Origin of the sequence: Vibrio splendidus (genome assembly GCF_024347615.1) — a bacterium.
Classification (GTDB): Bacteria; Pseudomonadota; Gammaproteobacteria; order Enterobacterales; family Vibrionaceae; genus Vibrio; species Vibrio splendidus.
Genome location: NZ_AP025509.1, coordinates 715089 through 731525 on the forward strand (window position 1 = coordinate 715089; position 16437 = coordinate 731525).

Annotated in this window: 15 protein-coding genes; 7 read left to right on the forward strand and 8 right to left on the reverse strand. The window is 39.4% G+C overall.

Annotated elements, in window-relative coordinates:
* The first annotated feature begins 447 nt into the window (after positions 1-447).
* A complete protein-coding gene (locus tag OCU90_RS20540) occupies positions 448-1185 on the forward strand; it encodes a DNA/RNA non-specific endonuclease (RefSeq protein WP_061025090.1) in 738 nt (245 codons plus the stop codon).
* A gap of 435 nt (positions 1186-1620) precedes the next feature.
* On the opposite strand, the gene OCU90_RS20545 is transcribed toward OCU90_RS20540, so the two are convergent.
* Positions 1621-1893, reverse strand: coding sequence for a hypothetical protein (locus tag OCU90_RS20545; protein WP_061025086.1), 273 nt, complete (start codon positions 1891-1893; stop codon positions 1621-1623).
* Between the two features lie 236 nt (positions 1894-2129).
* On the opposite strand from OCU90_RS20545, the gene OCU90_RS20550 reads away from it, so the two are divergent.
* On the forward strand, positions 2130-2540 hold the full coding sequence (locus OCU90_RS20550; protein ID WP_061025084.1) for a LexA family protein: 411 nt from the start codon (positions 2130-2132) through the stop codon (positions 2538-2540).
* Positions 2540-3217 carry a Y-family DNA polymerase gene (locus OCU90_RS20555; protein ID WP_240513416.1) on the forward strand — a complete coding sequence of 226 codons (678 nt, stop codon included), beginning with the start codon at positions 2540-2542 and terminating at the stop codon, positions 3215-3217. Before OCU90_RS20550 ends, OCU90_RS20555 begins: the two co-directional genes overlap by 1 nt.
* Here the strand turns inward: OCU90_RS20555 and OCU90_RS20560 are convergent.
* Positions 3159-4693, reverse strand: a protein-coding gene (locus OCU90_RS20560) for an IS3 family transposase (RefSeq protein ID WP_391781982.1) whose coding sequence is annotated in 2 segments (ribosomal slippage) — positions 3159-4240 and positions 4240-4693 — 1536 coding nt in all. Because the reading frame shifts where the segments join, the coding sequence is not laid out codon by codon here. The two genes, OCU90_RS20555 and OCU90_RS20560, sit on opposite strands and share 59 nt — an antisense overlap.
* Before the next feature lie 69 nt (positions 4694-4762).
* Here OCU90_RS20560 and OCU90_RS20565 point away from each other — a divergent pair.
* Positions 4763-5434: a DUF4113 domain-containing protein gene (locus OCU90_RS20565; protein ID WP_081090034.1), complete on the forward strand. Its 672-nt coding sequence runs from the start codon at positions 4763-4765 to the stop codon at positions 5432-5434.
* Between the two features lie 339 nt (positions 5435-5773).
* On the opposite strand, the gene OCU90_RS20570 is transcribed toward OCU90_RS20565, so the two are convergent.
* From OCU90_RS20570 to OCU90_RS20585, 4 genes are read right to left on the reverse strand one after another with little or no spacing between them, the layout of a single operon-like run.
* On the reverse strand, positions 5774-6700 hold the full coding sequence (locus OCU90_RS20570; protein WP_061026047.1) for a thymidylate synthase: 927 nt from the start codon (positions 6698-6700) through the stop codon (positions 5774-5776).
* Positions 6697-7041, reverse strand: coding sequence for a nucleoside triphosphate pyrophosphohydrolase family protein (locus OCU90_RS20575; RefSeq protein WP_061026045.1), 345 nt, complete (start codon positions 7039-7041; stop codon positions 6697-6699). Before OCU90_RS20575 ends, OCU90_RS20570 begins: the two co-directional genes overlap by 4 nt.
* Positions 7038-7919, reverse strand: coding sequence for a hypothetical protein (locus tag OCU90_RS20580; RefSeq protein WP_206207893.1), 882 nt, complete (start codon positions 7917-7919; stop codon positions 7038-7040). Before OCU90_RS20580 ends, OCU90_RS20575 begins: the two co-directional genes overlap by 4 nt.
* Positions 7920-7925: 6 nt before the next feature.
* The gene (locus OCU90_RS20585) at positions 7926-8711 is read right to left on the reverse strand and encodes a metallophosphoesterase family protein (protein WP_061026041.1); all 786 of its coding nucleotides are present in this window, start codon (positions 8709-8711) and stop codon (positions 7926-7928) included.
* 336 nt (positions 8712-9047) lie between these two features.
* On the opposite strand from OCU90_RS20585, the gene OCU90_RS20590 reads away from it, so the two are divergent.
* Complete coding sequence (locus OCU90_RS20590) at positions 9048-10910, forward strand: P-loop NTPase fold protein (RefSeq protein WP_061026039.1); 1863 nt, start codon at positions 9048-9050, stop codon at positions 10908-10910.
* A gap of 558 nt (positions 10911-11468) precedes the next feature.
* Here the strand turns inward: OCU90_RS20590 and OCU90_RS20595 are convergent.
* Positions 11469-12188 (reverse strand): NYN domain-containing protein, encoded by a 720-nt coding sequence (locus OCU90_RS20595; protein WP_061026037.1) that lies wholly within the window; start codon positions 12186-12188, stop codon positions 11469-11471.
* 57 nt (positions 12189-12245) lie between these two features.
* Positions 12246-13358 (reverse strand): hypothetical protein, encoded by a 1113-nt coding sequence (locus OCU90_RS20600; RefSeq protein ID WP_061026035.1) that lies wholly within the window; start codon positions 13356-13358, stop codon positions 12246-12248.
* Between the two features lie 996 nt (positions 13359-14354).
* On the opposite strand from OCU90_RS20600, the gene OCU90_RS20605 reads away from it, so the two are divergent.
* Together OCU90_RS20605 and OCU90_RS20610 are read left to right on the forward strand one after the other, a co-directional pair.
* Positions 14355-14858 carry a hypothetical protein gene (locus OCU90_RS20605; RefSeq protein ID WP_050648091.1) on the forward strand — a complete coding sequence of 168 codons (504 nt, stop codon included), beginning with the start codon at positions 14355-14357 and terminating at the stop codon, positions 14856-14858.
* Positions 14855-16429 carry a relaxase/mobilization nuclease domain-containing protein gene (locus OCU90_RS20610; RefSeq protein WP_061026034.1) on the forward strand — a complete coding sequence of 525 codons (1575 nt, stop codon included), beginning with the start codon at positions 14855-14857 and terminating at the stop codon, positions 16427-16429. The genes OCU90_RS20605 and OCU90_RS20610 overlap by 4 nt, the downstream gene beginning before the upstream one ends.
* Positions 16430-16437 lie beyond the last annotated feature (8 nt).

Genomic DNA, 16437 nt, shown 5'->3' on the forward strand with positions numbered 1-16437 from the left:
TCTTCTACTAGATTTAAAACGACTTTGTTGTGGATCATTAAATCTGTCCTCCTCTTTGGAGGTTTGGTTATTAGCTATTCTAGGCAAAAGTAGGCTTTCGTTCATCAGTACAATAAGCGGCTGTAACTCGTTTTGGGGCAAAAGTAACTCAGACTGGATTCGGCAACAAGTGAAGGGGGCTTTCTCGGGTACTATGCCATTTCTGTACACAGTAAACCCTAAAGTCGAAGACCGAAATTGTGAAAAACTTCAGAATAAAACGACTAATTAAGAAAAACGTCAGAATAAAACGGCCAATTAGGAAAAACGTCAGAATAAGGAAGATCACAAGGAAACCAAAATCAAATGAAATGGGGTATTCCCGTTTCAGATACGTTAACCCACTCTACTTCTACCGCTTTGATAGTTATGCTAAATTTGGGGCTAAGCTCATCTAAAGGAATGACAATGAAAACATGGATAGCATTCACAATATTAACATCAGGGATCTTGAGTGCTTCTGAATTTCGGACGCCAAACTGCCCAATTGGCTGCCCTAGCCTTGAAATTGACGGTAATGTTGTCATCTTCGAACGTTTGTACACGCTCTCTCAAAATAAGAAAACGCAGTTCGCTGATTGGGTCGCATATGAAGTCGACATTCTTAACTTCGGTACAACAACTAATAGGAGTTGGAAAAATAACCCTCTACTTGTTGAAGCTGAGCGATTAGAGAAAGGTGATTATACAGGGGCTTCAAGTAAGCTCGATGTTGATCGTGGGCACCAAGCTCCTTTAGCCAGCTTTGTTGGCAGCCGCTATTGGCCTACTCTTAACTATTTGTCGAATATCACTCCCCAAGCAAAAGGCTTAAACCAAGGCGCATGGAAAAACTTGGAAGAAGCAGTTAGGGATGCCGTTGGGTTTCGAGAGAACCTGTTCGTTATTACTGGGACTCTCTACCGCAACGAAATGGATGCTTTGCCAAAAGCTGATGAGCCTCATGCAATACCCTCGGATTACTACAAAATTGTGTACGATGAGAAAGGCAATTCTGTAGCCTTTCTAATGAACCAACACACAACCAGAGATACAAATTACTGCACTAAAAAGTTAGCAGTATCAGAGTTGAGATCAATCGTCCCATATACCCTACCAAGTGGTTTAGCTGATAGTAATGAAATATTGAAACGTTTAGGTTGCTGATCACTCGGGTTATTTAGGCTCGAATTCATCAGCTCAGAACATCCTAGAAGCTTGTAGCTATGCCGCGCTTCCATTTGAATACCCGATTCCAACATGCTGAGTAACTACGAATAAGTAATTAAGCTATTTAGTCCACTACATCAAGAGCAAGTAGCTCTTCATAGGATTGAGATACTTAACTTACCTAGAAACAACCATGAGCTACGCTCATGAACCAATCGAAATCTTTCAAAGCGTAGCTTTGGTATGTCTTCATGAGGGTCACTTTTACTCTATATATAATATTAAAGTGAAAGTGACCTATACATTTAGCCCATTTCAAATTAACAATCCAGTGAAAGAACTAACCAGTTACATGGATGAGTGTACTAATGAACTGTCCAAACGACTGCATGTTAAACACCAAGCTACAAATTTAAACACCAAGCTACAAATCTAGTGAAGTGGGTGATTTTCAAAGTTCATTACGTGAGTGACAGCGGTCGCAAGTACGATCTCGTCATACTGAGTAGTTAAATCAATATCGGTTAAGACGATCAGCAGTAACAGGTCGGGATCCGATACATCGTTCATCAAATGCAAAGCTATGTCGTCAGAATCGACCTTCATCACAGCTTGAGTCATCAATGCAAACAATTGGTTTAAACAGCTATCGCAATGAGTATTTGCGCGATGGATATACTCTAGAAAAATTGATTTAGTATTCATACGTACAGAATAATAAAAACACTCACAGTTAAAGTATTGGAATAGACTGCCACCATGTGAAGAAAATCACGATTCAGTCGCTCGCGTAGCGGATTAGTTCAAACAAGCCCAACTTTTAAAAGTGAGCTTTATTAACTCGAACATAGGCTAATTAAACCGCACTTAGTTTTACAAACATTGACGGCTTCAGAATCTATACTGTATATTTATACAGTATAGATTCTGAGATCGTAAATATGAACATTCTACCGCTTTCCTCATCCAGTATATCTTGCTCACTCACCTCATGGGAATCACCAGCGGCTGAGTATGTAGAGCTTGGTGTTTCACTGGATTCTGTCTTAGTCAATAACCCTAATGCTACATATCTTGCTTATGCTAATGGAGATTCCATGGAAAGAATTGGCATCTTCAACGGTGACTTGTTAGTCATCGATAGAAAGCCACAAGCTCAGCATTTTGATACCGTTATTGTCAGCTTAAATGGTGCATTTATGTGCAAGATCCTTGATGTGAATAACAGGCTTTTGCTGTCAGCAAATCCTCATCATTTACCTATTGAGATCCATCCAGAAGATGCCTTTGCTATTGAAGGGGTTGTGATACGTTCTATTCGTCTACATAAACCACTGCCTGAGTTCATGTAATGTTTGCTCTTATAGATTGCAACGCTATGTATGTCGCTTGTGAACAAGTATTTCGACCTGATTTACGACACCTACCCTGTATTGTCTTATCAAACAATGATGGTGCCGTTGTAGCAGCAAATAGGTTGGCAAAAGAAGCTGGAGTTAAGAAATTTGAGCCCTATTTCAAGCAAAAGACACTCATTGAAAAGCGTGGTGTGAACGTTTTTTCATCAAACTATGCTTTATATGCTGATCTGTCTGCAAAAATGATGGCCACAATTACTGCTTTCTCACCGAGGAGCCACATTTACTCAATAGACGAATGCTTTTTAGATATCAGCCGTTTTTCACATATTGAGTCAGACTTAACCTCTTTCGGTCAACGAATTCGTCAAACCGTCTGGAAAGAATGTCGACTGCCCGTTTGCTTTGGTGCTGGTGATACTTTGACACTATCCAAAATGGCTAACAGAGTTGCAAAAGTTGACAAAGAATTGAATGGTGTCTGCATCATTGATTCTGAATGCAAACGCCAACAATATTTAGCATCACAACCTGTATCTGAAGTTTGGGGCGTTGGAAGAAGATTGACACAACCGGTGTTTTTCAAGGTAGTTGTCATCATTTGCTTGCTTATTAAGCAGCTTCTCTTTCTGGATTTAGATGAACGTCACCAACAGGTTCACAGTTTCTGATATCACCAGGCCAGCGTTCAGGATTTTGCTCTTTTGCAGCGAACAATACCTCAGCACGACGCTTCAAGATCTCTTTATCTTTTCCATTGTGACGCTCTGAAGGCGTGACGTAATTTAGCTTACTGTGCTTGTGCTCGGTGTTGTACCAGCGTACGAAGGCTTCAACCCAACTTCGACTACTGTCGAGAGTTTCAAAGCCCTTTACTGGCCAACTTGGCATGTACTTTACCGTGCGGAACAATGACTCGACATAAGGGTTATCATCACTGACTCTTGGGCGACTATATGACGAGGTTATACCTAACTCTTCCATTTTAGCTTTGAACGTCAACGACTTCATCGGCGCACCATTATCTGAATGAAGAACCAGCGCTTGATTAAAGCATTGCTCTCGCATCAACGTTCGTTGCAGAAGTTGTGACGCCAGCTCACCGCATTCATGCTCATACACTTCATAACCAACAATTTTTCGACTGTAGATGTCCTCAATGACATACAGGTAAGAGTGTTGGCCTCGAACTTTTGAAGGTAAGTAAGTGATATCCCACGTATAGACTTGATTCGAGTCCGTCGCTGTGTAACTTGTTGGCTTCGCTTGCTTCTGTCTGCTCCGCTGACGACCTCGTTTGTGAAGTTGCCCCTGCATACTCAGCACTCGGTAGTAGCTCGACTCAGAGGCGATATACTCACCTCTATCAAGCAGTGTCGGGACGATTTGAGTTGGAGGCAAGCTTGCGAACTCAGAGCGGTTACACACCTCGATAATCGCATCACGCTCTTCCTGCGAGAGCTTGTTAACAGGCTCAGGTCTGATGCATATCGGCCTTCTGTCAGCTTGAACTTCACCTTGCTGATACCAGCGACGATACGTTCTCAAGTCAATTTGAACTTCATGGCAAGCTGGCTCTAAACGACATCCGCATTGCTTCGCTTCAAGGATAAGAGTCACTATGGTCTGCCTTTCATCGGTTGAGGTTAGTCGTCCTCTGGCTCTTCCCCGTAAAAGGCTCTCAGCTTTTTTCTGAGTACCAAGAGGGCGGCCGTTTCAGCGAGTGCTTTTTCTTTGAGTCGTAAATCTTTCTTTAACTCTTTGATTTCAAGTTTGTCAGCTTTCGCCTGCTTCTTTGCTTCAGCTTCCTGCTCTTTACTCGACTTAAACCCTTGCATACATTCGCTGCGCCAGCTTTGGATTTGTTCTGGAAAAAGACCTTTTTCACGACAATATTGGCTGAGTTCACTTTCTGTCATTGAGTAAGTTTCAGCGACAATGGCGAGTTTAGTTTGAGCAGACCACTGCTCTGATGAAGTGTTGCTATTTGGCACGGCGGCTCCTGAACGTCTGAGTTGCTGGCGCCAATGATACAGGGTTGCAGTGCTAATTCCTTCCTCTTCCGACACTTCTTTAACTGACATCGAATAGGGAGGCAACAGCTTCTTCAATATAGCTTCTTTTCTTTCCATTGAGATACGAGACACAATTACTCTTTATCGCCCAAACTGGTTAAATTTTAACAGTGACAACTACCCTGCCAGATAGGGCAACGTATGAAGTTAATGGGGATAGAAACAGCTCTAGATCTAGCAAATTTAAACCCTGAGCAAGCGAGGTGCTCTTTCAATGTAGAAATAGAACGAACCGTTCGTGAGTTGAATGGCCAACCTTGTAAAATTTGGGACGAATGCAGAGTGGACAAACAACAGATATTTAGCACTCGCAGCGTCGGCAACCGAATAACATCACTTGAAGAGCTAAAGCAAGCTCTCGCCTTTCACGCTGCCACAGTAGCAAGAAAAGCACGTAACCAAAAAAGCTCATGCGCTATTCTCATGGCTTTTGCCAACACCTCGCCTTTCGATGATTTACCACAAAATTTCAAAGACACCTGCACATTTGAAGTTCCAACTAATGATACAAGTAAGTTGACTAAAGCAGTGACGTTGATGGCAACTAGACTGTTTAAACCAGGTGTCAGCTATTACAAGATTGGCGTAGGTGCGATGAATCTAGTATCCGATCGGCAGCGTCAACAGGACTTATTTTCAGAACCTGACAACCCAGCATTGATGCAAGCCATCGATAGACTCAATAACAAACTGGGGCGAGATTCGATCTTCCTAGCCGCTCAGGGAACTACGCATGACTGGACTATGAAGCGTAACTTTTTATCCCCTCAATACACGACAAAGTTAAAAGACCTACCGAGAGTGCTTTGCTAGTAAACAGTCTTAATACTAGAAACCAGTTTTTGGACAAAAGTGTGTCAGTTATTTCGCTAATTTAACAAACAATGAATTAACTCAAGTATGGGAACCTTTGACAAGCAAAAAGCAAAATGCGCCCCCATGAGCCCCATACCTATCAATCAACATGAATTACCAACGAAGGTATTACTAATAGTTATATCTGAATGTAAGCCAGTATCACAAAATCCTGGCCAAACATAAGAAAAACGTCTATTCAGGAAAATGATGTAAACAACTTGTTTTCCGATTTCATTGGCTGTTTGTAATGTCTATAAATGCTAAAGTTCGCATGAGTTATACGCTAATAAACACTTACTCTTTCGCATACTTACTCAGCCAATCAGAAATCAAGAAATCCAGTACTGCATCGCCTGTTCTGTTCTCAAAACTAAACAGGCTTTTACTACACCTAAACTGCTCATAATTTACATATGCTTCACGTAAAGATTTTTCTTTTATGCCTGAAAACTTCTTTTGATTAATATTTTCAATTTCCGCTAGAATCATATATACGAGCTCAAGAGTCTTATCACTTTCGGTGTCAAAAATATTCCCAGAATGCTTCAATACTTCTGTAACCGCCCCTATGTCTCTTTCATATAAATGCAAAGAATCTGTAAAGTGTCGCTGATACCCAACTTCAACTCCTATTTTTTGTGCCAAGTAACAATGTAAAACTTGAAACACAAAAAAGTTATATGGAACGCCCCAGTGGATATCATTAGACCTATTTGTAACAGTAAAGTCCAAAGCTCCATTTCTAATTTTTATCATTATTGATGTATTACATGGTATGTCCTTGGATGTTTTATTAATGAGGTCATCTGGGGAGTACATGTTAAGAATACATCGACGTGAATCAGGTGTGGTTTTTAGTTCTTTTATCACAAACTCAATCTGATCATAACCAAAGTGATTTCTTAGCCTATAGCCGTAAGCCCCATTGAGGCTCACTCCATCATCAGAGAAACTGTCATATGTTTTCAGATAGTAGTTCAATGTGTCTAAACTATTGAGTCCTCCAACAACCCAAGCAGCTTCAGCAATAGCAAAGAAAGGATTTAAAGCTCTCTTATTAAGAGTTAGTAAATTGAGTCTGCCAGGAGTCAATTCAAAAGCGACAGGGCCAAGATCATAGACCATTCCTACACGAGAAGGAGTGGGTAAATTTACAGCTAAGCAGTCTTTGAGTGCATTTATGTATAAACGGTCACAACTATCACCTTGATATAGCTTCACTCTAAGCCCCCAAATCTCTTTTGGTTTTTGGCGAGTTTATTCAAAAAACCTTTCTCTAAATCAACATCAAATTGATTAGCGATTTTTATCAGATAAATGAAAGTATCGACCAGCTCTTCATCCAAATCTGACTTAGAATCATCTAAGGATTTATCTCCTCGAACGATCTTTTTCGTTAAGTTGGAGAACTCTCCTAACTCACCAAGCATACAAACAATCAAATGTTCAAGTTCCTGAAGATTTGTTCCATCGATATCTGTATAGAATGGTTTACCCTTAATTGAGGTTTGTTTGTCGAATTGCTTTTGTCGTTGACATATTTCTTTCAAGGTAAGACTCATTTGGCAAACTCCTCAGCTATAAGCTTTAAGTTGTTAGATATTGAGCTGCTCAATTCTTTGAGCTGATCATCATGCGAGTGCTGTTTTCGAAATTCTTCTAACTGATTAATAGAACCTATGGTTATTTCTAACAATGAAATCAGCCGAGGTTTGTTTTCTTGAATCCATTCGCCTTCAACAAGTTCGAGAATATGTTGAATAGAAGTACTACTAAGCACTGTTTGGACTTCGGCCATTTGTTCAACATTTCGTATAAATGTAGGACGATCATCCTTCATCATACTAAGAATCTGATATTGGCTCATCAAATCTAAGTTCGGTTTCTCCAAAGGATTAAAGTTTGGTACGTGATGAGCTCGACAAGCTAGAATTACCAGTCGCACCTTAGTGAACGACAATGATGACCTGGCGATTTTTTCAATATTTAATCTAATTTCTTCTAAGTTAATCCTCAAGAACGTACTAACTTCTAGAGCTCTCAGGTACACATTGCAGTATAACGTTTCATCATCAAGGATGCTTTGAAACAGCATAAAAGAAGGAATGGGACTATCTCCAGAGCCCATTATGGTTTTTTGGTCAATCAATGAGTACAGTGCTCTATTACTAGATGGCTTTTCTTTGAGCTCACTAATAATATTATCTACACCATCAACCTTAAACTGCCCATGGTTAAAGTATAAGTTTTCTGGGCATTTATCAGCGTTCCACTGTTGCGCTTTTTCTTGCACATCAGACAGTGCATTCCTTACGAGGTCTTGGGCAGGAAGCTCATAGGACAACAACAAATTAATCTTATAACCGTTTGCTTCGATCGCAGCACAAGCATCACTTGCAACAGTTTCAAGAGATGCTGTTTGTTTATATTCTAGTTCCAAAATAGTTTACCTCGTTAACCTCATAATCTTTACTCCTCTTCTCGCTTTTTCAAAGACAAAGCTATCAATTAATACTTCATCATTTGTAACCTTGTAGTGATTAAACGCATTCAAATAACCCGACTGTTCAAAGTTTCCACTTCGTGCTGAAATTACAGGGGTAGAACTCTTTCCTAAGTGGTAAAGTTGCTCTGTATGCTGATGTCCATGAAGTGCTAAACAGAATCTATTTTTCTCAATAAACTGAACTAAATCATAACCATTCCTAATTGCAGATGTATCACCGTCAAACTGGTTAAGAATATGATGATGAAAAACGAGAATTTTTTTCATATCACTATACTCTGATAGATCCACATCAAAGCAGCGGTCATCCACCAATCCAAAAGTGTGATTTAGATGATAAGAGCTATTCAATACCACGAAAAGTATGTCTTGGATGGCTATAACTTTATAAGTATCATTGCTGAAATCTAAACTGTGATCACGTCTAAGCCCATATACAAACCTGTCAAACGCTTGAAAACCGCCATCAACAATGTCGTGATTACCAGGGCAAACACACAAGTTTTCCTTATTTACTTTGCCAAGAGACATTAGATTACCAACAAAAGTAGAGGCTATTTCATAGCCACAAGCCTGCCCTTTTATCGTTATGTCGCCGCTGATAACGACAATTGGGTTATCTGTATTTTCTAAAATATACGTGGACAAAGCTTCAGAAAGCTCTCTTTCATTAAATGGAGCTTGTGCATCTCCGAAGTGTAAATCTGATAAGTGAATAATTTCCATTGTACTAAACTCCTGATTTTATGGAAATAGTATCATATTTAATTGTGTGATATGCAATTATGCGCTCTCAAACGTATCAACTAAAGTTTTAGGGTTACTTAATTAACAAGCGAATATATTAGACTGTGAGGTATACGTTTTAGTAGGGAAAACACACATTAACAGGATGTAAATGGATAAAAGGGCTTACACCGATTGGGCCACTTTTGATGTAAATAGTGCCACTGGTCATGAATCAGACTACCGTGATCTTGAATAAAAATCGTATTGCTACCAGGTTCGTATGAACTAAACCATTAAGGTACACTATAAAAAACGAATTGATCACGAGTAGTCATGACAAGTAAAACAACTCTACAAATCATTGAACAATTAAAAGAATCTAGTCACCCTCCTATAATTCTGCTTGATGGAGCTTGGGGTATCGGGAAAACTCACTTAATCGAGAATGAACTACGCCCATTAATCGAATCCGCCCCTAGAGAGTTCGGTGACTATCACTACATTTCAGCTTTTGGTATCAAAAGTGTCACGGAGTTCCAAGATCAGATCGTCTCTCTTTACATATCTAATCAAGAGGAAGGGTCTAAATATTTGAATGGGTTAACAGGTCTTAGTGGCAAGCTTGCAAGAATATGTGGCGCAGATTCTAGTGAAGCAGGATTAATTCAAGGCGTTATATCTGGTACTACAGGATTTCTACGCCAAAAAGCCATTCAAAATATGAACAATATGACTCTTATAGTCGATGACTTAGAAAGGTTGACTGATAAGAAGCTGATCGCCGAAATTATGGGAACCTGTTTACGATTTGCGGAACACAACAAAATAAAAATTATTGCTGTTGCAAACGCAACAGCATTTAAAGATAAGACGAAAGTTGAGAAGTCTTTCAGTGATGTAATCAAACTCACTCGAACTAACGAAGAACTATTAACCATTATTACTGATATTTATAATGGCCAATTGGAACCAATGATTAAAGAAAACTTGTTCAAAGCACTCTTCCTTGCACAAAACCAAAAAATAGATATCTATAACTTACGAGTGCTTCAACGAGCGATAAACCGAATCATTAAACTAGTCGCAATAATTATCAAAATCGAAGGGATCGATAAAAGGAGGTGTACCGAAATATTAACTCAACATATTGTTCTTATTACACTCTATTGCTACTCAAACAAGTGCGATCTGGATACTTTTACATCAATACTTAGAAGTAAAGAAAAGTGGCAATCTTATCGAATAACTGAAGCCAAAGCAAAACGTAATGGTGACAGCAGTAAGGTAGAAGAACTAACGAAAGATGATCAACAGCAACAAGCTTTGTTCAACCAGCTGACTTCCCTACTTAATGGTTTGTCTTGTACCGAGCACTTGGCTGAATATTGCTTTACTAACCTTATACCAGATCTTAGCGAACTTGAGTTTATAGAGCGCTTTCAATTACCAAGGTTAGCAAACCCAATAGATATATTTAAAACACATACCTTTTATAGTTTTTCTTCTGAAGAGGAGTTTGAAGAAGGCGTTGAGCAATTAGAGCTCCTACTCTTTACAGTTACCAAAGCCAATTGGTCAGATTGGATAACTTGTTGTGATACCTACATATTCATGCATGAGCAAGGGTATTTTGAAGGCACAAACATTGAAGAGCTTAGTAAAAGGCTAGTAAACAGACTATTAAATACAGACACCATTGACCTAGATACAATTAACCAACATCGCTACCCTACCAGGAGCTACTCCTCAAATAGCTTTAACACCCCTTTTTTTAATAAGGCAATCGAGGAGATTACTGAACGCTCTCGACTTAAACAACGCGAAGACATTACAGGTAGCTTCCTAACAGACTGGCGAAAAACCATCTACATGCCTCAAAGCAACATTGAGCATCAGCCATTTTTTCATAACATAGATAGCAATAGACTGGCTGAAGCAATTATACAGTGGAAACCCATGGAAATTGCTGAATTCACAGGGTTCATGATAAATAGGTACCGTGTAGTTAATAATCCAGAAAAAGATCAATTAGAGCTGCCAGTTCTGAGGCTGCTTTCTAGTCAGTTGAGCCAATATAGGGATAATATTCAAGGACAGCATCGGCTGCAAAAAGGTGTGCTTAATGAGCTGGTAAATGGACTTAAAATCGCCACTAATATAATTGAAGAAAGACATGGGAAAGAGAATCCACATTAGCCGTCTGATCCATGGCTAGCCACTGCTACTAAAAGAGATAATAAGGGAAGGATTCCGAATTATATAGGGGGTCGCTATGTCAGAAAACCTATGCTCCCCCCCTCCGATTTAGAGCAGGAAGGAAGTTTGATTCAATAGAAATTTTCACTCCCGAGCACTGGTTATTCTATGCGATTTGCTATTAGTAACAGCCTTATCTTGGCCAAACTATAACACCAGACATATTCCTTGTTGTTCAGCGTCTGGCTGAATAGAGTCACTTAGCCCTTCTCCTCATGGGTACTTCAAGATTAAATCTAAAATCATGGACTTTAGCTAACAATACAAGAATTCGTAGACACAATCTTGGACAACATAGTTAAGGCAAATCATCTTTAGAATTTTCATATATAGAACCCCGCCCCCTTCTCTATATGAAGGGAAAATATGGGAAAGAAAGTACCTAACATTCTTAAGACTTACCACCAGGTATAGTAGGATGACAAAAAATGAAGTACGCCGCGAGACTCACCAAATTCATGGCCAAATATTCACCTAGTTTGCCACTATGACACCCCCCTAGTTTTGTTTCTTTGACCGCTTTTTGTCTCTCACCCACAGTACAGAACCGTTCATTTTTTTCATTTCAAATAGATCAATTGCCACAAACAGATCGCTTAGTTTTTTGAACCCGTAATTCCGTTGGTCAAATGAGGCATGATTAGATATATGGTTGCCAATTGGCCCCAAACTAGCCCATCCATTCTCCTCTTCAGTTGCCTCTACTGCTTGGCGCAGTAGATTCATTAAACGTGTATCTCTATGTAGTTGCTTGTCTTTTACTACTGGATGACGAGCCTCTTTGGGGTCGTCATCAAGATACAAGAACTTAGAACAACTATTAACAAATGGCGACGGAGCCTTTCTTTCTCCAAATCCAATAACGGTCTTACCATCTGCAAGTGTTCGAGTAACCAAAGGCGTGAAGTCGCAATCAGATGAAACCAAACAAATTACATCAATATCCTTGGTATATAAGACATCCATAACATCAATGACTAATGCCATATCTGTCGCGTTCTTACCTTTTGTCAAATCAAACTGCTGAATTGGCTGAATCGCATATTCGTGTAGAACATCTTCCCATGCCTTAAGGTTCTGGTTTTTCCAGTTGCCATATGCCTTCCGAATATTAACAACTCCATAACGAGCGAGCTCAGACAGGATTTTATCTATCTTTTTTGCTGGAGCGTTATCGGCATCGATGAAAAGGCCAATTTTTTCTTTTTCTTCTTTCATTTTATTATCCTAGCTATTTGAAGTTATATAACCCTTTGCTCATCCTAGACTTGGTTATTAAACCAGCACGTAAGCTCCAGGAATATGCCCTCCAGCTTTAGCTATGTTTTGCTTAAGTTCGTAGAGGTTATCTTGCTCTAAACCTTGCCATTTCCTAAGTTCTTCTATCTGTCGAAACAAATCCAAAGTATTAACATTCTTAATCACTGCTATTCGATCACGTTCGCCAACGGCGGCATCGTAGTTACACCATTCGAAACCCTCGGGGATAGTAGATTCATGAGAAAGGTCTAATGGCTCTAAGTTACCGTGAGACATGTGAATCAATAAGTGATAGTTCATATTCTCACTCAAATACACCTCTACACGTACAGTGTTCCAATGATCCAATTTTGGCAGGTCACGTATGGATGGAAGGTAATCACTAATTAGACTGATTAACTCTTTCCCCACTAATTCGTTCGCTGGCCCATCATGCATTAGATTTTCTGGCATAAATGCAGCTATTCGCTTTCCAGTTAGAACAATAGGTGTTTTTGGTACAATAAGGTCAAGTCCATGATTGGTTTCACTACCAAATTGAAACTCGTCAAGCGCCCCGTTGAGTGACCACAATTGCCTCAAAACATGAAACGTCCCTTTGTCTGAACTCTGAAAACCATATGACTTAGTAATCGAAGAAAGTTGCTCAATGGAGGAACTCGTTACCTTTCTATTGAATTCAATATCTTTACAAACTTTCGCAAATTCATCGGACTTTACTAATTGGTTTACACTTCCAATCTGGTCATCTCTAGATGCCGATTCAAAACAACACTTATTAAGAACCTCATCAATAACACGGGGGGTAGACATGTATTGATAAACGTCACGCTGAAATCGATTCAAAGTTACAGGTATGTACTGCTCAAAGAACGACTCTAAGCTATCGTACAACTCTGCGAGCTCAAATCGACCAGGATCTCTTTTAGGTGACCCACACAAATCAATAATTTGCCTTATTTGGTTAGGCGTAACTTTAAGAGGTTTCTGTAAATTTTTGAGTTCGCTCAACCTTGATTCTGGAATACCAAAATCTTGCGCGAGATCTTTCTGCTTCTTACCCAAATTTTCGTAAAATGCAATAGCATGATTAATCCACCTAATGGACTCTTCTTTAGTCATGTTCATATTTAGACTTCCTCTTAATTTGTTGTAAGCAGACTATCACCAACAACAAAAACTGTAATTACATAATCCGTGTAATTATCCGTAATTTGTTACACGCAAGGGTATTTCCATTAAGCACAAGCAGATCATATAGAAGCCTGCACCTACTACTAGAGAACTAGCCCGCAGCAAAATTAACGTCAGCATTACTTAGAATCAAACTATTCCTAGAGGTCTTGCATCCCTCTTCTTGAACTCGACTCTTAATTTTGTCCGCTAATTTTTCAATGTTTGTACGTCTACATAATTCATTTAACTAATTTTGTTTATTTCAAATAAAAATATTGTGGAAAAAGACTAACTTTTGTTAGTTGTTTATAAATAAAAATTGGTTATAATTAATTAAAAACAAACACACTTGAGAATATGTTCACCTTTATAAATATGGTTTTTAGAAAATCAAAAAGGCGCAATATTAAAATAAATTTAATACATAACAATTAAAAACTTCAATGTCAGTTGATTAGTAAATAATTAAACTTTATTATATAAGAATGAATACAAATAAATGGTTATTCATAGCTCTTTAAAAACTTAGTAATTAACTAATTTAAGAAAAACACCTTATCTAAAATTAGTAAACATATAATTCAGCGCACACGCGCACTGCAAAACAATTAAGAATAAAGCTTTTTAGCTACCCTAAATTCAAATAGTAAGCTTGTTCTTATTTTTCAAATATTTAAATAATTAGCAAGCTGGAGTTTCAGAGGATACGTAACTTCGTTACTACCTCTTCAACTGCTTGAACTCCGTTGGCTCTTTAAAATTCGCTTCGCAATTTTCGCTAGCTTGGCCGTTAAACGGCCAAAATGGCACCTCTGGTGCCAAAATCGACTTTATTTGGGTTTCGCATCCCTAGCTTGGCAACACTGATGCCTCAAATGGCAACAACAGTGCCAAACACCAAAAATTAACTCACTACCAAAAAAAAATAATAATAAAAATGGTACTACTATGAAAAACAATAACGATTATAAAGAAAGCAAAAACAAAGGTGGCGCACCTAAAAAAGAAGCTCACCTTAAACAAAGTAAAGATCTACGATGCAAAATCACTAATGCTCAAAACGACGCTATAGTGAGAGCATACAAAGATGCTGGGTATAAGTATAAGTCAGACTATGTTCGAGACTGCGTCTTTAGCGCAATTAAGCCTAAAGCAATAATCACTAAAACATCGCTAGAATTTCTTAAAAGCTCACGAAGTTATTTCAGCAACTTCAACCAACTGATGCACTCTTTACATCGGGGAGAACAGCTGAATGGGCACATGAAAGTATTCGTTGAAGACACAGTAAGTCTTCGAGATGAAATCAGGGGGCTTCGCGAGGAAATTAAAGGCGACATAAGCACCGACACCATCATCTCACTCGCCATCAATAATCTATCACTTGATGAAGTTAAAGAAGTAGTGAATGGCTATAAGCTTAAGAACAGCAAAGCGAGAGGTGATGCATGATTGGATTTGAATGCAAGCCTAAAGAAACTGTCCAGACTGCAAAAGACGTCGTCCAAATGATGCGTTATGTGTCTAGATCGGGTAAAGGCGGCATGGAAGCCGCCGTCCCTCTTGAGGTCATCGATGACACCGAACTAAACGCAGAACAAATGCTTCTATATAGCGCGAACACAAAAGAAGGCAGTGTGAGCGAGTTCATCACTTCAAATGAGATGCTCTCAGCAGACGAGATGATATTTAGACCCAACGCGACCGTTGAAAACTGGGATGATGTGATCGAAGAGCTGATTGAAGTTAGTAGCAGAAACGATAGATGCCAACGTCCTTTGAAGCACTGGGTGCTCTCAAACCCCGAAGGCGAAGATATGGCAAATCACCAATGGGCCAAGGTTGCAGAACAATTCATGACAGGCCTTGGATACGAAAACTGTAAATGGATCTGCTTCAAGCATGCAAAAGAGTCCAACCCACATGTCCATCTTATTATCAGTCGAATTGACACGCTTACTAACAAAGTCATTCCCGACTGGAAAGAACACGAGCGCTCCTTCCCTATCATTAGAAAGATAGAGCTAGACTTTGGCCTAACCCGTCTAGCAAGCCCAGGCGACTTGATGAAGCCAGAAAAGCAGGAGAATGGCGACTATATAATGGTGCCAAACAACTCTGAGCAGGGCGACAGAAGAAAACCTCATGTAAATGACATCATCAGGCGCTTAAACGTTGTGCATGACCAACTCCTCACGGAAACCCAATTAAAACCCTCTCTGTCTGAGTGGATGCTGGCACTACGAGAAGCCAGTATCGGCGTTCAGTTTACATACACTAAAGATGGCGCAATCAAAGGCATCTCATACAGAATCAAAGCTCAAAGCGGTGAGAACTTTATCTGTTCAGCCTCAAAACTAGGAAAGCAAAGCAAGTTTGGATTCAAAAAAATCAAGGACAGACTGTCTCATATCACCGATGAGCAACTTGGTATTGCGAAAGAAATATCAGCTCGTGAAACCAGGATGAGAGATGATGAAGAAAAGGACATCATCGCATTCAAGAAGCTTGATGACATAAGATTGTTGGGCAAAAAAGTTTACGATGTTCAAGTCAAAATGGACGAACTTCATTTCTCCAAACATATTCTCAAAATGCTGCGTAAGAAACGAAACTTTAGAGCTCATCGAAAAGATGGAGTTTTTATTGTCAGTCGTCGATTTGCAGTCAAAAATCTCGAAGAAACACCGAGAATGACAGGCCCCGAGTATCGTGCTTATCTTGAGCTAAAATGGGCCGAGATGTTTATCGATATGATTCTAGAATTTTTTGGATTTGACACTCGGGAAGTGCGCCCACCATCGACAGATATAAAGTTTGCAGAAGTACTTCTCGATAGTGACTACCAAAATCTCTTCGGCTTTACTGAGAATCAAGAATATCATCATGATGGCCGCAAAAACGAAGTCATTGATACTATCGACCTCGAAATGCACATTAAAGGCAAACAAGACTCAGGAGACGGGACAAAGAGCACTGCTAGAGCACGAACTATCGCAAATGACCTATCCCCTTCCCTATAAACGAAAAA